Source organism: Paracoccus sigandri (genome assembly GCF_003709565.1).
GTDB classification, from domain to species: domain Bacteria; phylum Pseudomonadota; class Alphaproteobacteria; order Rhodobacterales; family Rhodobacteraceae; genus Paracoccus; species Paracoccus siganidrum.
This window is the reverse complement of record NZ_QNRC01000003.1, coordinates 68868-88310: the sequence shown is the minus strand read 5'-3', so window position 1 is coordinate 88310 and position 19443 is coordinate 68868. Positions and strand designations below refer to the sequence as shown.

The following is a 19443-nucleotide window of genomic DNA, read 5'->3' as shown; positions in this document are numbered from 1 at the left end:
GGCTCAAGAAAAACCGTGTGAAATTTTGGTGACGACATGGCCCGCACCCCGATCTGGAGAAACATCGCCGACACGCTGGGGGCCGAGATCGCCGGCGGCCATTACCGGCCCGGCGACCGATTGCCGACCGAGGCCGAGCTGTCGGCCCGCTTCGGCGTCAACCGCCACACGGTGCGGCAGGCGCTGGCGCATCTGGCCGAGGCGGGGACGGTGCGGTCGCGGCGCGGGGCAGGGGTCTTCGTGACCTCGCGGCCGACCGATTACCCCCTGGGCCGCCGGGTGCGGTTCCACCAGAACATCGCCGCGCTGGGGCGCCAGGCCTCGCGGCGGCTGACCCGGCTGGAGACCCGCGCCGCCGACGCGCGCGAGGCCGAGGCGCTGGCCCTGCCCGCCGGGGCCGCCGTCCATGTGGTCGAGGGCGTGTCGCTGGCCGACGGCCAGCCGCTTGCGGTGTTCCGGTCGGTCTTCGACGCCGCGCGCTTTCCCTCGCTGGCCGGGGAATTGCAGCGCCACCAGTCGATCACCGCCGCGCTGAAGGCCTGCGGGCTGGCGGATTACACGCGGGCATGGACCCGGATCACCGCCAAGCTTGCCCGCCCCACCATGGCGCTGGCGCTGGAGATCCGCGAGGGCGCGCCGATCCTGCGCTCGGAATCGGTGAATGTGGACGGCGCCGGCCGGCCGGTCGAATACGGCCGGACCTGGTTCGCGGGCGACCGGGTGTCGCTGACCATGGCGCCCGAGGGCTGAGCGCCTCAGCTGCCCCGGATCAGCTTGCGGCGCAGCCAGCCCGACAGGCTGTCCATGGCCATGACCATCAGCACGATCAGCACGATATACCAGGCCACGTCCTCCCAATCCTTCTGGGTCTGGATCGCCTGGGTCAGCATCAGCCCGATGCCGCCGCCGACGATGGCGCCGATCACGGTCGCGCTGCGGGTGTTCGATTCCAGGAAATACAGCACCTGGCTCAGCAGCACCGGCATCACCTGCGGGATCACCCCGAACCGGGCGCGCTGCAGGCTGTCCGCCCCGGTCGAGCGCACGCCCTCGACCTGTTTCTCGTCGATGTTCTCCAGCGCCTCCGAGAACATCTTGCCGAACGAGCCGGTATCGGTCAGCAGCATGGCCAGCGCGCCGGTCATCGGGCCGGGGCCGAAGGCGCGGGCCAGGACGATGGTCCAGATCAGCCCGTCCACGCCCCGGATGAAGTCGAAGACCCGGCGCAGCCCGAAGCGCAGCGCGCCGAAGGGCATCATGTTGCGCGCCGCCATGAAGCCAAGCGGCAGCGCCAGGATCGCTGCGCCGAAGGTGCCCAGGAAGGCCATCAGGATGGTCTCGAACATCGCCCAGAAAACCGCGCCATGCTGCCACATCGCGTTGTTCAAAAACCCGCTGGCCATGGCGGCGACATTGGGGCGGGACGGGTCCAGCCGTTCGCCCCACAGCGCCAGCCCCGCCAGCTGGGTCCAGCTCTTGCCGAAGAACGGGCTGTCGGGGGTGAAGAAGAAGGCCGGCCAGCCGGCGGCATAGCGGAAGGTCTCGACCTTCGAGCGGGTATAGGCGAAGCGGCCGCCCGCCGTCGTGACGCTGACCCGCCTGTCGGAGGCGTTGATCCAGTCCGGCAGCGCGCCCTCGGGCGTGGTCAGGACCAGCCGGTCGCCCTGGGGGCGGATGTCGATGATGCCGTAATCGGGCACGGCATAGCGCGCCCCGGCAGCGTCATAGGTGACCACATGGCCGCCGCCCAGGTCGATGGTGGTCACCTCGCCCGCCACCGTGACCCAGCCGGGCAGCCGGCCCTGCGGATAAAGCCCCTTGGCCTCGCCCTCGATGGCGACGGTCAGCCGGCCCGAGCGGTTGTCGCGCGTGACATGGGTCTTGTGGCTCCAGAAATCGGCCAGCAGGACCTTGGCATTGTCCATCTTGGCCCGCGCGGCCAGCCCCGCCACGTCGAAGGCCATCGCGGCATAGAGAAGATAGGCCAGGATCGCCAGCGGCACCGCGAAGGACAGCATCCGGCGGCGGCGGAAGCGGGCGATGACGGTATCGGCCACGGGCGGGAAAAGCGGCGGCGGGGAAGCGGTCATGCCGGTCATGGCTCAGCCTTTCACCAGGCGGTTGCGGGCGTGGTCCGACAGCCGGTCGATCGCCACGATGGTCAGGAACAGCAGCAGGAAGATCGCCACCACCAGGTCATAGCGGCCCTGGCCCCATTGCATCGCGATCTTCAGGTCATAGCCGATGCCGCCCGCGCCGACGAAACCCAGGATCGCGCTGGCGCGCACGTTGATCTCGAAGCGCAGCAGCGCATAGGACAGCCAGTTCGGCGCGACCTGCGGGACCACGCCCAGCCACATCCGCTGCATCCAGGAGGCGCCGACGGATTGCAGCCCCTCGACCGGCTTCAGGTCGGCATTCTCGGCCACTTCGGAAAACAGCTTGCCAAGCGCGCCGGCGGTGTGGATCGCGATGGCCACGGCCGCCGGCACCGGCCCGCCGCCCAGGATATAGATCAGCACCAGCGCGATCACGATTTCCGGGATCGCCCGCGCGCCGTCCATCAGCCGGCGGAACAGCCCGGTCAGGCGCGGCCAGCGCGCCAGCCCGCGCGTCGACAGCAGCGCCAGCACCATCGCCGCCATCCCGCCCAGCAGCGTCGAGACGGCGGCGATGTTCAGCGTCTCGACCAGCGAGGGCAGGTGGCGCAGGATCAGCCCCGGCAGGTTGGCGCGCTTGTCCCAGGCCTCGGAGAGGACCTCGGAGGGAAAGTCCAGGACCAGCGGCAGCCCGTTCAGAAAGCCGCCGGCATTGCGATCCTCGGCCAGGCGGAAGCCCGAGATCATCGCCAGGGCGAAGACAAGAAGGATGATCCCGCCATAGAGCCGGCGCCGGCGCACCAGCGCCAGATAGGCGGCGCTGGTGTCGCCCGGCAGGGGACGGGCGGGGTTGGTGCCATGGGCGATGTCGGCCATCGATCCCTCGTTTCTGCCTGCGGGAAAGCGGCCCCCGCAGGAAATGGCCGCCGCGCGCCCCGCAATCCGGGACGCGCGGCGGGATGGGCGGGGCGGGATCAGCTGGAGGCTTCTTCCAGCTTGCGCGCGGCGACGATGCCTTCGTAGGCGTCATGGGTGATCGGGACGAAATCCATCGCCTCGCCATGGGCGACGCCATAGGCGCAGTCCCGGTCGGTTTCGTGCAGGTCGGCGGTCAGCTGGATGATCTTGTCCCGCACCTCCTGCGGCAGCGCCTTGCGCACCACCATCGGGCCTTCCGGGATCAGCTTCGAGCGCCAGATCTCCGTGATGTCGTTCATGTCGACCAGGCCGGCATCGGCGGCCTTGCGGAAGGCGCCGGAATTGTAGCCGTCCTCCCAGTCGCCCAGCCCGTCGGCCCAGGCCACGCCGGCATCGAAATCGCCGTTGGCCACGCCCACGATGGACTGTTCATGACCGCCTGAGAACCGCACATCCGAGAAGAAATCCGCCAGCGGCCCGACGATCTCCTGCAGTTCCGCCCCCGGCACCAGATAGCCCGAGGTCGAGTTCGGCTCGGCGAAGGCGAAGCTCTTGCCGCGGGCGTCCTCGATGGTGGCGATGCCGCTGTCGGCGCGGGCGAAGCCGATCGCGTAATAGCCGGTCGAGCCGTCCATGTTCTGCTTGGTCAGGACCGGCTCGACCGCCTCGGGATCGGTCAGGAAGATCTTGGCATAGCCCGAGGCCCCCAGCCAGGCCATGTCCAGCGACCCGCCCAAGAGGCCCTGGATCACCCCGTCATAGTCGGCGGGGGTGAAGACCTTGACCGGCACGCCCAGCTCGGCCTCGATGGCGGCGCGATAGCATTCGTTCGAGTTCATGCGGTCCTGGGCGTTCTCGCCGCCCATGATGCCGAGGTTGAACTGGGTGATCTCTTGGCCGAAGGCCATGCCTGACAGCGCGGTGGTCGCGGCAAGCGTGAATGCGGCGAGCTTCTTCATGGGATACTCCGTTGCGGATTTGACAGGGTTCGGTTCAGGCCAGCATCCGGGCGGCATAGGCCGCGTCGGCTGCGGAATCGGCGGGGATGGCGGTCGAGGTCGCGGCCTCGTTGAAGCTTTCGTCGGCGCCGTAGATGTCGCGGGCGACGCCGGTGGACAGCTGTTCGGGCGTGCCGTCGAAGACGATGCGGCCGTCGCGCATGCCGATCACCCGGTCGCAATAGCGCCGCGCGGTGTCCAGCGTGTGCAGGTTGGCGATCACCATCCGCCCGTCCTCCAGGTTGATGCGGCGCAGCGTGTCCATGACGATCTGCGCGTTCATCGGGTCCAGCGAGGCGATGGGCTCGTCGGCCAGGATGATCTTCGGGTCCTGCATCAGCGCCCGCGCGATGGCGACGCGCTGCTGCTGGCCGCCCGACAGCGCCTCGGCGCGTTTCGGGGCCTGCTCGGCGATGCCCAGCCGGTCGAGGATCTGCAGCGCCCGCAATATGTCGGTCTGCGGCCACAGGTTGAACATGGTCGCCAGGGTCGAGCGGCGGTTGAGCAGCCCGTGCAGCACGTTCGAGGCCACGTCCATCCGCGGCACCAGGTTGAACTGCTGGAAGATCATCGCGCACTGGCTTTGCCACGCACGCCTTGCGGCGCCGGTCAGGCCCAGGATCTCGCGCCCCTCGACCAGGATCCGGCCGGCCGAGGCATCGGTCAGCCGGTTCATCATCCGCAGGAAGGTGGACTTGCCCGCCCCCGACCGGCCGATGATCCCGACGAAGGCGGGCCGGTCGATGGTGAAGCTGATATTGTCGACCGCAGGGCGGTTCCCGAAGATTCGCGTGACGTTGCGCACTTCCAGCAAGGCGTGGCCCTTTCCCGATTCCGGGCCCTTCTAGAGACGCTCCTTGACGGGAAGATCGCGGATTGATGACAAATCGACGACAATCGGGGGCGGGGCGTCGCTCCATGGATTGCGTCCTGCCGGCGGTCGCCGGCAAACGCCAGTCCGAGGCGCGGGCCGTTCTGCGGTGAAAAAGGGATGATCTCCCGCATTATCGGCCGTATCCGGGAAATCATCCCGGTGCGCCCAGCCGGCGCCCTGACGGCCATGCCGGGGCCGCGTGCCGGGCGGAACCCTGTTTGCCGCGCGCGCCCGCATCGGCGTCTGCCCATCCTTGCCAAGCGGGCCATTGTTCCCGACATCTGGCGCAACGCAGAAGGGGATGCATCATGAGAAGGCTTGTCTTTTCCGCTCTTGCCGCGATCGGGCTGTCGGGCGCCGCGGCGGCCTCGGATTTCGGCCCTCTGGTCACGCCGGAGGAATTGCAGGCGCTGGTGGCCCGACCCGAGGCGCCGCTGGTCCTGGACATCCGCGGCGAGGCCTATGACCAGGGCCATGTCGAAGGCGCCATCTCGGCGCCCTATGACCGTTTCCGCGGCCCGGCCGACAATCCCGGCGCATTGCTGCCCGAGGACCAGCTGCAGGCGACCCTGCGCGAGCTGGGCGTCACGCTGGAACGCCCCGTGGTCGTCGTGCATCAGGGCGCGGATGACAGCGATTTCGGGGCTGCGGCGCGGGTCTACTGGACGCTGAAATCCTCGGGCGTCAGTCATTTGGCGATCCTGAACGGCGGGATGGGCGCATGGGCCGGTGCCGGCCTGCCGCTGGAGACGAAAGCCAATGCGCCGGTCCCCTCCGAGGTCGAGATCGCCTTTTCGGACCGCTGGCTGGCCACGACCGAGGACGTCGCGGCCATCGTCGACGGCCAGTCGGGCGCGAGGCTGATCGATTCGCGGCCCGAGGGCTTCCACCAGGGCCTGCAATCCCATCCGGCGGCGACGAAACCCGGCACCCTGCCGGGGGCCGAGAACATCTCGCACGCGGTCTGGTTCGACGATCCGACGCGGGTGATGGACGCGCCCGCGGCCAGCGACCTGGCGGCGCGGCTTGGCATCGGCCGGCAGGACCAGGTCGTGGCCTTCTGCAATACCGGGCACTGGGCGGCGACGGAATGGTTCGCGCTGTCGGAACTGGCCGGGGTCGAGGACGTGAAGCTCTATCCCGATTCCATGGTCGGCTGGTCGCAAGGCGGCGGCGCGATGCAGAACACCCCCGGCCTGATGCGGAACCTGCTGAACCAGATCAAGGGCAGCAACTGATGGTCGAGGCAGTCGCGCTTCCCGCATCGGGGCGTCCCGCGCAGCGCGGGCTGATCGTGCTGGCCGGGCTGGCGGCGGTCTTCGCCGTGGCGCTGTTTGCCGGCGCGCGCTTCGGGCTGCTGCTGGCGATCGGCCTGGGCTTCGGCATCGCGCTGGAGGGGCTGCGCTTCGGTTTCGCCGGGCCGTGGCGGGCGATGATCCTGCGGCGCGATCCCTCGGGCATCCTGGCGCAGCTTCTGGCCATCGCGCTGGTCTCGGTCGTGGCCTTCCCGCTGCTGGCCGCCCGCCCCGGAGAGATCGCGGGCGCCGCGGCCCCGATCGGCTGGGCGATGGTCGGCGGCGCCTTCGTCTTCGGCGCGGCGATGCAGGTCGTGCTGGGCTGCGGCTCGGGCACGCTGGTCAATGCCGGCAGCGGCAATCCGGTGGGACTGCTGGCGCTGCCCTTCTTCGCCATCGGCAGCTTTCTGGGCGCCTACGGGCTGGTCTGGTGGACCGGGCTGGGCGCGCTGCCGATCCTGACGCTTGGCGGCGGATCGGGGCTTGCGCTGACCCTGGCCCTGCTGGCGGCGGTGGCTGTGGGGCTGCTGCTGCTGGCCGCGCCGGGCACGCGGCGGGTGCCAAGGCGGCTGGTCTTCGCCGCGCTGGCGATTGCGGCGCTGGCCATCGCCAACCTGGTCGTCGCGGGCCAGCCCTGGGGCGTGGTCTACGGGCTCGGGCTTTGGGCCGCCAAGGGCGCGGTGGCGCTGGGGGCCGATCTGTCGGCATCCAGCTTCTGGAGCGCGCCGGGCAATGCCGCCCTGCTGGGGCAGAGCGTGCTGACCGACGTGACCTCATTGACCAATATCGGCATCATCGCCGGGGCCTTCCTGGTCGCGGCCTGGCGCAGCGGCGGGCTGTCCCAGCCGCTGCCCAGCTTGCCCGCCCGCGCCTGGATCGCGACGATCGTGGCCGGCCTCTTGCTGGGCTATTCCTCGCGGCTGGCCTTCGGCTGCAATGTCGGGGCGTTCTTTTCCGGCATCTCGACCGGCAGCCTGCATGGCTGGGTCTGGTTCGCCGCGGCCTTCGCGGGATCGGTTCTGGGCGTCCGCCTGCGCCCGATGCTGGGGCTGGAGGCGCGCGCATGACCCGTCGCGTCACCGCCTTCGCCGCGCTGCTGTTGCTGGCCGCGCTGCTGGTCTTCGACCAGGCGACCGCCGATCTGAACCCCTACCGGGCGCCGCCGCTGCTGGCGCTTGGATCGGGGGTTGCGGCCAGCGGCGGCTTCTGCGGCGCGCTGCCGGACTAGGCTTCCGCCGGCTGGCTGGCTGCCCTCTCGGCAAGCACCCAGTCGATGAAGGCGGCCCTTGCCGCCAGCCGCGCCTCGTCGGCGACCGGCGCGTCGGATATGGTCAGGTAATAGTCGAACTCCTCCAGCACGGCGATGTCGGACAGCCGGACCAGCGCGCCCTCGGCCAGATCCGTGGCGATCATCGCCAGCGAGCAGATCGCCACCCCCTGGCCCGACAGGGCGGCCGCGCGCAACAGGTTGAAATCCTGGAAGACCGGGCCGGGCAGGTCGGCGGGAACCGGCAGGCCGGCGCGTTGCAGCCACAGCTGCCAGCCCGCCGTGTCGGCGTCGTGCAGCAGGCCCATCGCGGGCAGGTCCGCCGGGGCAGGGGGCAGGTCGGCGGCATCGGGCAGCAGGCGCGGGCTGCAGACCGGCACGCTGATGCCCGACAGGAAGCCCTGGGCGCGGAAACCCGGCCCCCTGGGCGGGCTGTCCGAGAAGACGAAGGCCAGGTCGACATCCCCGAAATCCACCGCATGGCCGTGATGGGCATAGATCACCCGCAGCGCGATGTCGGGATGCAGGGCGCGGAAGCCCGGCAGGCGCGGGATCAGCCAGCAGACCGCGACCGAGGGGATCGCCGCCACCACCAGCTCGTTCGCGGCGGCGCTGTCGCGGGCCCGGCGGCAGGCGGCGTCGATCCCGCCAAGTGCAAGCGTCAGGTCGCGCGCCAGCGCCTCGCCGCGCGGCAGCAGGCGCGGGCGGCGGCCCGAGCGGTCGAACAGCGGCGCGCCCAGCCAGTCCTCCAGGTGGCGGATCTGGTGGCTGACCGCCGATTGCGTGACGAACAGCGCCTCGGCGGCGGCGGCGAAACTGCCCAGGCGGGCGGCGGCCTCGAAGACGCGCAGGGCGTTCAGCGGCGGTTGCGACATCGTTCCTCGCTTGAGAATTACTCAAGCTATACATGATAAATGGTCTTTTGACTTGGGGAAAGGTCGGGATCACAGTTGAGGCAATCGAAAGCAACACACAGGATCCCCGATGACCCAGCGCGAGAGATTGCAGGATTTCACCGGCAACGGCCCGAAGGCCGCGCCGACCTTTTCCGCCGCCGAGATGAGCCGCCGCCAGCAGGCGATCCGCGCGCATATGGCCAGCGCCGGGATCGATGCGGCGCTGTTCACCTCTTATCACAACATCAACTATTACGCGGATTTCCTCTATTGCCAGTTCGGGCGCCGCTACGGGCTGGTGATCGACCATGACAAGGCGACCACGATCAGCGCCGGCATCGACGGCGGCCAGCCCTGGCGGCGCACGGCGGGCGGCAACATCACCTATACTGACTGGCAGAAGGACAATTATTTCCACGCCGTCCGCCAGCTGGTCGGCGCCGCAAGGCGCATCGGCATTGAGTTCGACCATGTCAGCGTCGAGCTGCTGGCATCGCTGGAATCGGAATTCCCCGGCGTCGATCTCGTCGACATCGCCGCCCCCGCCATGCGGCTGCGGATGGTCAAGTCGGCCGAGGAGATCGCCCATATCACCGAGATGGCCCGCATCGCCGACCTGGGCGGCGCGGCCTGCGTCGAGGCGGTGGCCATGGGCGTGCCCGAGCACGAGGTGGCGCTGCATTCCACCGCCGCCATGGTGCGCGAGATCGCCCGCACCTGGCCCCAGGCCGAGCTTCTGGACACCTGGACCTGGTTCCAGTCGGGCCTGAACACCGACGGCGCACACAACCCCGTCACCAGCCGCCGGATCGAACGCGGCGACATCCTGTCGCTGAACTGCTTCCCGATGGTCGCGGGCTATTACGTCGCGCTGGAACGCACCCTGTTTGCCGAGGAGGCCAGCGACGAGCATCTGCGGCTGTGGCGGATCAACTGCGAGGTCCATGACCGCGGCAAGGAGCTGCTGGTGCCGGGCAACCGCTGCTCGGACATCGCGCGGGAGCTGAACGAGATCTATGCCGGCCACGGCCTGCTGCAGTATCGCAGCTTCGGCTATGGCCACAGCTTCGGGGTGCTGTGCCACTATTACGGCCGCGAGGCGGGGCTGGAGCTGCGCGAGGATTGCGACACCGTCCTGGAGCCCGGCATGGTCGTCAGCATGGAGCCGATGATCACCATCCCCGAGGGGATGCCCGGCGCCGGCGGCTATCGCGAGCACGACATCCTGGTCATCGAGGACGGCGGCAACCGCAACATCACCGGCTTCCCCTATGGTCCCGACCACCTGATCGTCAGGGCGGCGGCCAGGGCGGCCTGACCACGCGGCCCCCGGCACCGCCGGGGGCTTTCCTCCATCCTCCGACGCACAAAATAGGAGCCCCCATGCTGTTCGATTCATGGGTCCTGGACTGGTTTGCCCTGCTGAACCTGGCCACCCTTTCGCTTGCCGCGCTGGCCTTCGCCATCGGGCGCCTTCGCAACCGTCACTGACCGACAGGCGCGCCGCCGCGCAAGGATCGCGCAGAACGATCCGCCGGCCCGCGCCCCCCCGACAGGGAGAAGAAGATGAACGACTATCTGTGGTTGAACTGGCTGATCATGGCCGCCTCGATGATCGGGCTGCTGTGGCTGGGCTGGAAATCCTGCGGCGCGATGCACCAGAATGCCGAGGACGAAAGCGGCTTCCTGGTCGCCGGGCGCTCTCTGGGGCCGCTGGTCGGGGCCGGGACCATCGTCGCCACCGGCTATTCCGGCTGGGGCTTCATGGGCTCGCCCGGCGTCGCCTATCAGTTCGGCGCGGTCGAGCTGCTGGGGAACTTCATGTTCGCCCCGGCCATGGTGATCGCGGTGCTGTTCTTCGCGCGCTTCCTGTCCAGCCGAGCCGAGGCGATGGGAAGCTGCACCATCCCCGAATATGCGGCGCGGCTGCACGCGACCGGCAGGCTGGGCCGCGTGGTCCAGGCGGTGGCGGCGCTGATGACCATCGTGCTGCTGCTGGTCTTCCTGACCAGCCAGATCAAGGCCGTCGGCATGCTTGCCGCAGGCTGGCTGGACCTGCCCGAGGCCTGGGGCGCGACGCTGATGATCGGGGTCATCATCCTCTATACCGTGCTGGGCGGCATGCTGGCGGTGGCCTGGACCGACGCGCTGATGCTGTCGGGGATGCTGGCCGCCGCGGTCATCATCTGCGCGCAGATCTTCGGCGACCTGTCGCCGCTGGCGCTGGTGTCCGAGCTGCGCGCCGTCGATGCCGCGCTGGTCGATCCCGCCACGGCCGAGCCCTATGGCAAGCATCCCGGCGCGGTCTTCATGGTGCTGCCCTATGCCTTCATGTTCACGGCGGTGCTACCCTACATGTCGGTGCGTTTCCTGGCCTTCCGCCCGGACGTGAATTTCAGCAAGGTGGCGCTGTTCGTCGCGCCCTTCGCCTGCATCCTGTCGCTGATCCCGATCGTGGGGCTCTACATGCGGGTGCGGATGCCGGGGCTGGAGGCCGCCGACCAGGCCATGCCGGCCTATCTGCAGACCTTCCTGCATCCGGCGCTGGGGGGCTTCATCACCCTGTGCATCCTGTTCGCGATGAAATCCACCGCCAATTCGCTGCTGCATACCGTCGCGGCGGCCGCCTCGCACGACCTGCGCCGGGCGCTGTTTCCGGGGCGCGAGAACCCGGCGGCGACGCTGGCGATCAACCGCGCGGCGGTGGTGGTCTTCGGGCTGGTCGGGCTGGCCATGATGCTTTACGCGCCGCCCTTCCTGCTGTCCTGGCTGGGCATCCTGGGCACCGGGACGCTGCTGGCCGCGCTGGTCGGGCCGATCTTCGTGTCCTCGTTCTGGCTGGGCAACGGCTGGGGCGCGCTGGCGGCGATGGCGGGCGGCTTCGTGACCTCGGGCGGGCTGCTTCTGTGGTCGGATGCGGGCTGGGTCGTGGGGCCGCTGGTCGGCTGCCTGGTGTCCAGCACGCTCTATGTGCTGGTCAGCCTGGCGACCTTCGGCATCAGCCGCAGGGTCGAGGCCCCGGCCTGACGACACGGCGCACCGGGCGCCCCGGCGCCCGGTGCGATCGTTCAGTTCTGCGCGTTCATCACATAGCCGGGATGGCAGGCAAGGCGCACCGTGGTGATCGGCCCGGCATCGTTCCAGGTGCTGCGCTGCAGGATCAGCAGCGCCTGGCCGCGCCGGGTCTGCAGCAGCCGCGCCTCGCGCGCATCGGCATTGGCGGCCGAGAAGGCCATCTCGGCCCGCAGATAGGGGGCGTTGCGGACCAGCCATTCATTCGCGTTGACCTGCCGGAAATCGACCTGCTCCAGCCCCGGCACCGCGCGCGGATTGATCCAGCGATCCTCCAGCTGATAGGGCCGGCCGTCGCCGTAATGGACGGCGCGCAGATGGATCAGCTGCTCGCCTTCGGGCAGGCCGATCCGGGCCGCGATGTCGGCGGGCAGGGGGCTGCGGCGTTGGGCGACCACGCGATGGCCGTATTCCATCCCCGCCTGCTCGATCTGCTCGCGCACGATGGGGATCGAGATCGTGGCCTTGCGCACCGGGTTGATCGTCACCCGCGTGCCCGCCCGGCGCTTGCGGTCCAGCAGCCCCTCATCGGCCAGCAGCTGCAGCGCCTTGTTCACGGTCGCGCGGGCGACGCCGAATTCCACGGCCAGGTCGGCCTCGTCCGGGATGCGGTCGCCCTGCCGCCATTCGCGGTCCACGATGCGGCGGCGGACTTCGGCGGCGATATGCTGGGCCTTGGCCGAGGGGGGGGCCAAAGACTGGCCGGCTTGCTTGTCGGTCACATGCGCTCCTGCAATCTGGCGATGCAGGCCAGATAATCGGCCAGGATCCGGTCGCGGTCCATATGCCGTCCGTCCCGCACGACATGGCGGCCCGCCACCCAGACCTCGCGCACCAGCCCCTCACCGCCCGCGAAGATCAGGCTGTCCAGCATCTTGTCGCCCTTGCGCCCGAACATCACCGGATTGTTCAGCGACACCGCGGCCAGGTCGGCCCACAGCCCTTCGCGGATCGCCCTGGTCGCGCGCCCCGCCGCCGTCGCCCCGCCGTCCAGCCCCGCGTCATGGAGCACCCGCCCGGTCGAGCGGCCGGGCTGCGCCAGGATCGCGCGGGCGGTGTCGCGCAGGCGCTGGCTGTATTCCAGGGTGCGCAGCTCCTCGATCAGGCTGATGCGGATATTGCTGTCCGAGCCGAACCCCAGCCGCCCGCCGGCCTCCTGCCAGATCGTGCCGTTGAAGATCCCGTCGCCCAGGCTGGATTCGGTGATCGGGCACAGGCCCGCGACCGCGCCGGTGGCGGCAAGGCGGCGGGTCTCGTCCTCGGTCATGTGGGTCAGGTGGATCAGCGTCCAGCGCCGGTCGGGGGCGTGGTTGTCCAGCAGCCATTCGACCGGGCGGCGGCCCCAGGCGGCCCGGACTTCCTCGATCTCGGGGATCTGCTCGGCCAGGTGCATGTGCAGCGGGCGATCCGGGCGCAGGGTCGCGCAGAGGGCCAGCGCCTCGGGGGAAACCGCTCGCAGCGAATGCGGCGCGACGCCGATCCCGGCATCAGCCGGCAGGTCGCGCAGCAGCCGTTCCGAGGCGTCCAGCAGGCGGATGAACTGATCGGGCGTGGTGCCGAAACGCCGCTGGCCCGGCCCCAGCGGGCGGCGATCCACGCCGCCGAACTGGTAATGCACCGGCAGCAGCGTCAGCCCGATCCCGGTCCGGCTGGCCGCCGCCGCGATCCGCCCGGCCATTTCCGCGATGTCGTCGTAAAAGCCGCCATCGGCGCGGTGGTGCAGATAGTGGAATTCCACATTGGTGGCATAGCCCGCCTCCAGCATCTCCATCTGCACCAGCGCCGCGATGGCCTCGACATCCTCGGGCGTCAGGTGGTCCAGGAAGCGATACATGATCTGCCGCCAGGTCCAGAACGTGTCGCGCGGATGGGGCCCGCGCGATTCCGACAGCCCGGCCATGGCGCGCTGGAAGGCGTGGGAATGCAGGTTCGCCATCGCGGGCAGCAGCAGCTGGACCCGCTGGCCCGCTGCCGGGGCGCCCGGCTGCACGCGGGTGATTCGCCCATCTGCCCCCAGGTCGACCCGGACATCTTCTGCCCAGCCTTCCGGCAAGAGCGCCTGTTCTGCCCAGATGATGGTCATCTTGCTGTTCCTTTCTGCCGGATCCTGCCGGACGGGCTTTCCTGAAAATAGGTTTAGACATAGAGGATAAATAAGTTTAAACATAGAACCGCGAAGAAATCAATGCGGAGCATGTGTCCGATGCAGGTCCTCGTGAATGCCACCCTTGCAACAATGGCTGATGAATCAGCCGGTTACGGATTGATCGACGGCGCCGCGCTGGTCATCGACGGCGACCGAATCATCTGGGCGGGAGCCGAGGCGCAGCTGCCCCATCGCGATGCGCCGCGTCGCGATCTGGGCGGACGGCTGGTGACGCCGGGGCTGGTCGATTGCCACACGCATGTCGTCTTCGGCGGCGACCGGGCGCAGGAATTCGAGATGCGGCTGGAAGGCGCCAGCTATGAGGAAATCGCGCGGGCGGGTGGCGGCATCCTGTCCTCGGTCCGGGCGACGCGCGAGGCCGACGAGGCTGCGCTGCTGGATGCGGCGCTGCGGCGCGTCGATCACCTGATCGCCGAGGGCGTGACCACCATCGAGATCAAGTCGGGCTATGGGCTGGATGTCGAGACCGAGCTGAAGATGCTGCGCACCGCCCGGCGGATCGGCGAAAGCCGCCCGGTCCATGTGGCGACGACCTGGCTTGCCGCCCATGCCCTGCCGCCGGAATGCAAGGACGACCGTGCGGGCTATCTGCGCGACGTGGTGATCCGCGGCATGGACCGCGCCCATGCCGAGGGGCTGATCGACGCCGTGGACGGTTTCTGCGAGGGGATCGCCTTCTCGCGCGACGAAATGGCGGCGGTCTTCGATCACGCCGCCGGCCTGGGCCTGCCGGTCAAGCTGCATGCCGAACAGCTGTCGGACCTCGGCGGCGCGGCGATGGCGGCGGAACATGGCGCGCTGTCCGCCGATCACCTGGAATATCTGGGCGCCGACGGGATCGCGGCGATGGCGGCCTCGGGCACGGTCGCGGTGCTGCTGCCCGGCGCCTTCTACACGCTGCGCGAGACGCAATTGCCCCCTGTGCAGGCGCTGCGCGATGCGGGCGTGCCCATCGCGCTGGCCACGGATGCCAATCCGGGCACCTCGCCGCTGACCTCGATCCTGCTGACGATGAACATGGGCGCGACGCTGTTCCGCCTGACCCCGGCCGAATGCCTGGCGGGCGTGACCCGCCATGCGGCCCGCGCCCTGGGGCTGGCGGATCGTGGCACGATCACGGCGGGCGCGCGCGCCGACCTGGCGATCTGGGATGTCCGCCATCCGGCCGAACTCAGCTACCGCATCGGCTTCAACCCCCTTCATGCCCGCGTTTTCGGAGGCGAATTTGTCTGAACTGATCCTGATCCCCGGCGAAACGACACTGGACCAGCTTGAACAGGTGTGGCGCGAGGGGCTGGCGGTGCGCCTGGCCGACAGCGCCCGCGACGGCATCGCCCGTTCTGCCGCCGCCATCGCGGCTGCCGCCGATGGCGAGGCGCCGGTCTATGGCGTGAACACCGGCTTCGGCAAGCTGGCCTCGATCAAGATCGCGGCGGGGGATACCGCCACGCTGCAACGCAACCTGATCCTGTCGCATTGCTGCGGCGTGGGCGAGCCGGTCGAGCCGGAGACCGTCCGGCTGATCATGGCGCTGAAGCTCTTGTCGCTGGGGCGCGGCGCATCGGGCGTGCGTCCCGAAGTGATCCAGCTGATCGAGGACATGCTGGCGCGTGGCGTGCTGCCGGTGATCCCGTCGCAGGGCTCGGTCGGCGCCTCGGGCGATCTGGCGCCGCTGGCGCATATGGCCGCCGCCATGCTGGGCGAGGGGCGCGCGACCCATGACGGCCGCGAGATGGCCGCCGGTGACGCGCTGGCCGCCGCGGGTCTGAAGCCCATCGTGCTGGCCGCCAAGGAGGGCCTGGCGCTGATCAACGGCACGCAGGTCTCGACCGCCTTCGCGCTGGCCGGGCTGTGGCAGGCGTTCCGGGCGGCGCGCAATGCGCTGGTCGCCTCGGCGATCTCGACCGATGCGATCATGGGCTCGACCGCGCCGTTCTTCGACGAGATCCACCAGCTGCGCGGCCATCCCGGCCAGATCCTGGCGGCGCGGGTGATCCGCGAGCTGATGGCGGGCTCCGAGATCCGCGAAAGCCACCGGGTCGGCGACAGCCGGGTGCAGGACCCCTATTGCATCCGCTGCCAGCCGCAGGTCACGGGCGCCTGCATCGACATCCTGACCCAGGCCGCCCGCACCCTGCAGATCGAGGCCAATGCCGCGACCGACAACCCGCTGGTGCTGACCGGCGAGGGGGCGATCGTCTCGGGCGGGAATTTCCATGCCGAACCCGTCGCCTTCGCCGCCGACCAGATCGCGCTGGCCATCGCCGAGATCGGCGCGATTTCCCAGCGCCGCATCGCGCTGATGGTCGATCCGGCGCTGTCGCACGACCTGCCGCCCTTCCTGACCCCCGATCCGGGCCTGAACAGCGGGCTGATGATCGCCGAAGTGACCAGCGCCGCCTTGATGAGCGAAAACAAGCACCTGGCTAATCCATGCTCGACGGATTCGACCCCCACCAGTGCCAACCAGGAGGATCATGTCAGCATGGCCGCCCACGGTGCGCGGCGGCTCGGGCGGATGAACGCGAACCTTGCCCATATCATCGGCATCGAGCTGCTTTGCGCCAGCGCCGGGGTCGAGTTCCGCGCGCCGCTGAAGACCTCGGCCGCGCTGGCGGCGGTGATCGCGCGGCTGCGTGCGGATGTGCCGGCGCTGGGTCAGGACCGCTACATGGCGCCGGACCTGGCGGCGGCGGCGGAACTGGTGCGCTCGGACGCGCTGGCCCAGGCGCTGCCCGGCGATCTGCTGGCCGAGGTGCGGCCATGACCCCGGTCGAGGTTGCCCAGGGCGACGGCCCGGTCATCCTGGGCCTGCCGCATACCGGCACATGGCTGCCCGAGGATATCCGCGCGGCGCTGAACGACCGCGGCCGGGTGCTGGCCGATACCGACTGGCATATCCATCGCCTCTATGACGGGCTGCTGCCCGGCGCGACGACGGTGCGGGCGGTCTTCCACCGCTATGTGATCGACGCCAATCGCGGGCCGGACGATGCCAGCCTCTATCCCGGCCAGAACACGACGGGCCTGGTGCCGCTGACCGATTTCGACGGCCAGCCGATCTGGGATCTTGAGCCGACCGCGCTGCAAATCGCCGATCGCAAGGCCCGCTTCCACGCCCCCTATCACGCCGCGCTGGCGGCCGAGATCGAACGGGTCCGGGCGCGTCACGGGGTGGCGATCCTCTATGACTGTCACTCGATCCGGTCCAATATCCCATTCCTGTTCGACGGCGTGCTGCCGGATTTCAACATCGGCACCAATAACGGCACCACCTGCGAACCGCGCCTCGAAGCCGAGGTGCTGCGGATCTGCGCCGCCAGCGGGCGCAGCCATGTGCTGAACGGCCGCTTCAAGGGCGGCTGGACGACGCGGCATTACGGTCAGCCGGGGCAGGGCGTCCACGCGATCCAGATGGAACTGGCGCAAGCGACGCATCTGGCGTCCGAGGTCCCGCCCTTCGCCTATGACGAGGCGAAGGCCGATGCGCTGCGCGTCACGCTGACGGCGATCCTTCAGCGGCTGGCGGCGCTGGCGCCGGAGATCCGGGCATGAAGCCGCTGCAGGGCATCCGGGTGCTGGACCTGTCGCGCGTGCTGGCCGGCCCCTATGCGACCGCGCTGCTGGCCGATCTGGGCGCCGAGATCATCAAGCTGGAGCCGCCCCAGGGTGACGACTATCGCCATATCGGGCCGTTCCGGGACGGCGAAAGCGCGCTGTTCACGCTGAACAATCGCGGCAAGCGCAGCCTTGCGCTGGACCTGAAGACCCCCGCCGATCTGGCGCTGGCGCGGGCCATCGCCGCCCGCGTCGACGTGGTGGTGGAAAACTTCCGCCCCGGCGTCGCCGCGCGGCTGGGGCTGGGGGCCGACGAATTGCGGGCGGCCCATCCGCGGCTGATCTATTGCTCGATCTCGGGCTTCGGACAGGACGGGCCGTTCCGCGACCTGCCGGCCTATGACCTGGTGGTGCAGGCCATGTCCGGGCTGATGGCCGGCACGGGCGAGGATGGCGGCGCGCCGCTGAAGACCGGCGAAAGCATCGCCGACCTGCTGGCCGGGCTGTTCGCCAGCTGGTCGATCATGGCGGCGCTGGTCGGGCGGGGCGCGACGGGGCAGGGCGCGACGCTGGACGTGGCCATGTATGACGCGCTGTTTTCCATGCTGACCACCAGCCATGCGCTGCACCTTTACGCGGGCGTGCTGCCGCAGCGGGTCGGCAACCGCCATCCCCTGTCCACGCCCTTCGGCTGTTTCGCGACCAGCGACGGGCAGGTGGTGATCGCGGTGCTGAACGGCCGGCAATTCGCCACCCTGGCCCGGCTGATCGGCGCCCCCGAGGCGGCCGACGATCCGCGCTTTGCCAGCGACGAAAGCCGCACCGCGCATGAACCCGCCCTGAAGGCGCTGATCGAGGACTGGTCGCGCGGCCTGACCACCGAGGCCGCCGTCGCCGCGCTGGCCGCCGCCGGCCTGCCCGCCGCGCCGATCTGGGACATCGCGCAGGCAGGTTCGAACGACCATGCCGTCGCACGCGGGCTGGTCAGCCTGTTGCCGCATCCGGTGCTGGGCCTGGCCCCGACCGTCGGCCAGCCGGTGCGCTTTGACGGCGAAAAACCCGTGGCCGGCGGATCGGCCCCGTCCCTGGGCGGCGATCTGCAGGCGATCTTGCAGGAATTCGGACTGGAGAGAACCGCATGAGCGACGAATGGCACATGCTGGCCGAGGAAGAGCGGCTGTTCTGCGACATGCTGGAGCGCATCTGCGCCGAGCGCATCGCGCCGAAGGCGGCGGAAACCGACGAGACCTCGGGTTTCGTCCATGACCAGCTGCGCGTGCTGGCCGAGGCCGGGATGTGGGGCGCGAACCTGCCCGAGGACCATGGCGGCAGCGGCATTTCCGCCCCGGCGCTGCTGAGGGCGGTGGCGATCGTCGCCGGCGCCTGCGGCTCGACCGCCTCGGCGCTGACAGCGCATTACCTGGCGACCGACTCGATCCTGCTGGGCGGAGCGCAAGCGCAGAAACAGGAATGGCTGCCCCGCGCGGCGACGGGCGAAGCGCTGGGGGCCTTCGGCCTGACCGAGCCGACCGCCGGCTCGGACCCCGCCGACATGAAGACCCGCGCCCGGCGCATCGATGGCGGCTGGCATGTGAAGGGCACGAAATGCTTCATCTCGAATGGCGGGGTGGCGGATTTCATCGTGCTCTACGCGGTCACCGACCCGGACAAGGCGCATCGCGGGATTTCCGCCTTCATCCTGCCGAAAGGCACGCCGGGGCTGGAGGCCGGCCCGGCCGAGCGCACCATGGGGCTGAAGGGCGGCCATGTCTTCACGCTGAACATCGACTGCCACTTGCCCGATGACGCGCTGCTGGGCGAGGAAGGCCGCGGCTTCCGCACCGCCATGCAGGTGCTGGACAATGGCCGGATCGAGGTCGCCGCGCAATGCCTGGGCATGGCCGAGGCGGCGATGAAGGCGGCCGTCGCCTATGCGAAGGACCGCGTCATCGGCGGGCAGGCGCTTACCGACCGGCAGGGCATCCGCTGGATGATCGCCGACATGGGGCTGGCCTTCCGCCAGGCGCTGCTGGTCGCGCAGGACGCGGCCCGGCAGCGCGACCTGGCGCATCATGGGCAGGGCGGGCGCTTCTCGCTGGCCTCGTCCATGGCCAAGCTGGCGGCTTCCGAGGCGGCGGGCAGGATCGCCGACACGGCGCTGCAGCTGCATGGCGGCTATGGCTATACCCGCGACTTTCCCATCGAGAGGATCAACCGCGATCTGCGCATCATGCGGATCTACGAGGGGTCCAGCGAAATTCAACGCATCATCATTTCCGGCAACATGCTGGCCTGAACG

At 69.6% G+C, this 19443-nt stretch carries 18 protein-coding genes; 11 read left to right on the top strand and 7 right to left on the bottom strand.

The genetic code is table 11. The features are described from left to right. Nucleotides 1–36: 36 nt before the first annotated feature. A complete protein-coding gene (phnF, locus tag C9E82_RS03270; RefSeq protein ID WP_119898066.1) occupies nucleotides 37–750 on the top strand; it encodes a phosphonate metabolism transcriptional regulator PhnF in 714 nt (237 codons plus the stop codon). 5 nt (nucleotides 751–755) lie between these two features. On the opposite strand, the gene phnE (C9E82_RS03265) is transcribed toward phnF, so the two are convergent. The 4 genes from phnE (C9E82_RS03265) to phnC all read right to left on the bottom strand — a co-directional run bounded on the left by phnE (C9E82_RS03265) (nucleotide 756) and on the right by phnC (nucleotide 4829). Further along, complete coding sequence (gene phnE, locus C9E82_RS03265; protein ID WP_240643522.1) at nucleotides 756–2090, bottom strand: phosphonate ABC transporter, permease protein PhnE; 1335 nt, start codon at nucleotides 2088–2090, stop codon at nucleotides 756–758. 12 nt (nucleotides 2091–2102) lie between these two features. Beyond that, nucleotides 2103–2975, bottom strand: coding sequence for a phosphonate ABC transporter, permease protein PhnE (gene phnE, locus C9E82_RS03260; RefSeq protein ID WP_119898064.1), 873 nt, complete (start codon nucleotides 2973–2975; stop codon nucleotides 2103–2105). Between the two features lie 98 nt (nucleotides 2976–3073). Then, nucleotides 3074–3976, bottom strand: coding sequence for a phosphonate ABC transporter substrate-binding protein (gene phnD, locus C9E82_RS03255; RefSeq protein ID WP_119898063.1), 903 nt, complete (start codon nucleotides 3974–3976; stop codon nucleotides 3074–3076). Nucleotides 3977–4010: 34 nt separating this feature from the next. Next, entirely contained in the window at nucleotides 4011–4829 is an 819-nt protein-coding gene (gene phnC, locus C9E82_RS03250) for a phosphonate ABC transporter ATP-binding protein (RefSeq protein ID WP_119898062.1), read from the bottom strand. 368 nt (nucleotides 4830–5197) lie between these two features. Between phnC and C9E82_RS03245 the strand changes: the two genes are divergently transcribed. Genes C9E82_RS03245 through C9E82_RS24355 form a run of 3 tightly spaced genes read left to right on the top strand, consistent with a single transcriptional unit; the run spans nucleotide 5198 to nucleotide 7412 of the window. Beyond that, nucleotides 5198–6127 (top strand): sulfurtransferase, encoded by a 930-nt coding sequence (locus tag C9E82_RS03245; RefSeq protein WP_119898061.1) that lies wholly within the window; start codon nucleotides 5198–5200, stop codon nucleotides 6125–6127. After that, the gene (locus tag C9E82_RS03240) at nucleotides 6127–7251 is read left to right on the top strand and encodes a YeeE/YedE family protein (protein WP_119898060.1); all 1125 of its coding nucleotides are present in this window, start codon (nucleotides 6127–6129) and stop codon (nucleotides 7249–7251) included. Before C9E82_RS03245 ends, C9E82_RS03240 begins: the two co-directional genes overlap by 1 nt. After that, nucleotides 7248–7412: a hypothetical protein gene (locus tag C9E82_RS24355; protein ID WP_170162064.1), complete on the top strand. Its 165-nt coding sequence runs from the start codon at nucleotides 7248–7250 to the stop codon at nucleotides 7410–7412. The genes C9E82_RS03240 and C9E82_RS24355 overlap by 4 nt, the downstream gene beginning before the upstream one ends. Here the strand turns inward: C9E82_RS24355 and C9E82_RS03235 are convergent. Beyond that, on the bottom strand, nucleotides 7409–8326 hold the full coding sequence (locus C9E82_RS03235) for a LysR family transcriptional regulator (RefSeq protein ID WP_119898059.1): 918 nt from the start codon (nucleotides 8324–8326) through the stop codon (nucleotides 7409–7411). The genes C9E82_RS24355 and C9E82_RS03235 overlap by 4 nt on opposite strands. Before the next feature lie 109 nt (nucleotides 8327–8435). On the opposite strand from C9E82_RS03235, the gene C9E82_RS03230 reads away from it, so the two are divergent. Then, entirely contained in the window at nucleotides 8436–9665 is a 1230-nt protein-coding gene (locus C9E82_RS03230; RefSeq protein WP_119898058.1) for an aminopeptidase P family protein, read from the top strand. Between the two features lie 248 nt (nucleotides 9666–9913). After that, on the top strand, nucleotides 9914–11374 hold the full coding sequence (locus C9E82_RS03225; RefSeq protein ID WP_119898057.1) for a sodium:solute symporter family protein: 1461 nt from the start codon (nucleotides 9914–9916) through the stop codon (nucleotides 11372–11374). Nucleotides 11375–11415: 41 nt separating this feature from the next. On the opposite strand, the gene C9E82_RS03220 is transcribed toward C9E82_RS03225, so the two are convergent. Then, nucleotides 11416–12141 carry a GntR family transcriptional regulator gene (locus C9E82_RS03220; protein WP_119898056.1) on the bottom strand — a complete coding sequence of 242 codons (726 nt, stop codon included), beginning with the start codon at nucleotides 12139–12141 and terminating at the stop codon, nucleotides 11416–11418. Continuing rightward, nucleotides 12138–13502: a formimidoylglutamate deiminase gene (locus C9E82_RS03215; protein ID WP_119898055.1), complete on the bottom strand. Its 1365-nt coding sequence runs from the start codon at nucleotides 13500–13502 to the stop codon at nucleotides 12138–12140. Before C9E82_RS03215 ends, C9E82_RS03220 begins: the two co-directional genes overlap by 4 nt. A 120-nt stretch (nucleotides 13503–13622) precedes the next feature. Here C9E82_RS03215 and hutI point away from each other — a divergent pair, with 120 nt between their 5' ends. Genes hutI through C9E82_RS03190 form a run of 5 tightly spaced genes read left to right on the top strand, consistent with a single transcriptional unit; the run spans nucleotide 13623 to nucleotide 19440 of the window. Further along, on the top strand, nucleotides 13623–14819 hold the full coding sequence (gene hutI / locus C9E82_RS03210; RefSeq protein WP_119898054.1) for an imidazolonepropionase: 1197 nt from the start codon (nucleotides 13623–13625) through the stop codon (nucleotides 14817–14819). Beyond that, nucleotides 14788–16353: a histidine ammonia-lyase gene (gene hutH / locus C9E82_RS03205; protein ID WP_183154032.1), complete on the top strand. Its 1566-nt coding sequence runs from the start codon at nucleotides 14788–14790 to the stop codon at nucleotides 16351–16353. The genes hutI and hutH overlap by 32 nt, the downstream gene beginning before the upstream one ends. Further along, nucleotides 16350–17141 carry an N-formylglutamate deformylase gene (hutG, locus tag C9E82_RS03200; RefSeq protein ID WP_119898052.1) on the top strand — a complete coding sequence of 264 codons (792 nt, stop codon included), beginning with the start codon at nucleotides 16350–16352 and terminating at the stop codon, nucleotides 17139–17141. Before hutH ends, hutG begins: the two co-directional genes overlap by 4 nt. Continuing rightward, nucleotides 17138–18286 carry a CaiB/BaiF CoA transferase family protein gene (locus C9E82_RS03195; RefSeq protein ID WP_119898051.1) on the top strand — a complete coding sequence of 383 codons (1149 nt, stop codon included), beginning with the start codon at nucleotides 17138–17140 and terminating at the stop codon, nucleotides 18284–18286. The genes hutG and C9E82_RS03195 overlap by 4 nt, the downstream gene beginning before the upstream one ends. Beyond that, entirely contained in the window at nucleotides 18283–19440 is a 1158-nt protein-coding gene (locus tag C9E82_RS03190; RefSeq protein ID WP_119898050.1) for an acyl-CoA dehydrogenase family protein, read from the top strand. Before C9E82_RS03195 ends, C9E82_RS03190 begins: the two co-directional genes overlap by 4 nt. Nucleotides 19441–19443 lie beyond the last annotated feature (3 nt).

Excerpts from the sequence above, each read along its gene's own strand:
- hutH (WP_183154032.1), top strand. The coding sequence starts at position 14,788 with ATGCCCGCGTTTTCGGAGGCGAATTTGTCTGAACTGATCCTGATCCCC.
- C9E82_RS03215 (WP_119898055.1), bottom strand. The coding sequence starts at position 13,502 with ATGACCATCATCTGGGCAGAACAGGCGCTCTTGCCGGAAGGCTGGGCA.
- C9E82_RS03190 (WP_119898050.1), top strand. The coding sequence starts at position 18,283 with ATGAGCGACGAATGGCACATGCTGGCCGAGGAAGAGCGGCTGTTCTGC.
- C9E82_RS24355 (WP_170162064.1), top strand. The coding sequence starts at position 7,248 with ATGACCCGTCGCGTCACCGCCTTCGCCGCGCTGCTGTTGCTGGCCGCG.
- C9E82_RS03240 (WP_119898060.1), top strand. The coding sequence starts at position 6,127 with ATGGTCGAGGCAGTCGCGCTTCCCGCATCGGGGCGTCCCGCGCAGCGC.
- phnD (WP_119898063.1), bottom strand. The coding sequence starts at position 3,976 with ATGAAGAAGCTCGCCGCATTCACGCTTGCCGCGACCACCGCGCTGTCA.
- C9E82_RS03195 (WP_119898051.1), top strand. The coding sequence starts at position 17,138 with ATGAAGCCGCTGCAGGGCATCCGGGTGCTGGACCTGTCGCGCGTGCTG.
- phnE (WP_119898064.1), bottom strand. The coding sequence starts at position 2,975 with ATGGCCGACATCGCCCATGGCACCAACCCCGCCCGTCCCCTGCCGGGC.
- phnF (WP_119898066.1), top strand. The coding sequence starts at position 37 with ATGGCCCGCACCCCGATCTGGAGAAACATCGCCGACACGCTGGGGGCC.
- C9E82_RS03230 (WP_119898058.1), top strand. The coding sequence starts at position 8,436 with ATGACCCAGCGCGAGAGATTGCAGGATTTCACCGGCAACGGCCCGAAG.
- phnE (WP_240643522.1), bottom strand. The coding sequence starts at position 2,090 with ATGACCGCTTCCCCGCCGCCGCTTTTCCCGCCCGTGGCCGATACCGTC.
- C9E82_RS03245 (WP_119898061.1), top strand. The coding sequence starts at position 5,198 with ATGAGAAGGCTTGTCTTTTCCGCTCTTGCCGCGATCGGGCTGTCGGGC.
- C9E82_RS03235 (WP_119898059.1), bottom strand. The coding sequence starts at position 8,326 with ATGTCGCAACCGCCGCTGAACGCCCTGCGCGTCTTCGAGGCCGCCGCC.
- hutI (WP_119898054.1), top strand. The coding sequence starts at position 13,623 with ATGCAGGTCCTCGTGAATGCCACCCTTGCAACAATGGCTGATGAATCA.
- hutG (WP_119898052.1), top strand. The coding sequence starts at position 16,350 with ATGACCCCGGTCGAGGTTGCCCAGGGCGACGGCCCGGTCATCCTGGGC.
- C9E82_RS03225 (WP_119898057.1), top strand. The coding sequence starts at position 9,914 with ATGAACGACTATCTGTGGTTGAACTGGCTGATCATGGCCGCCTCGATG.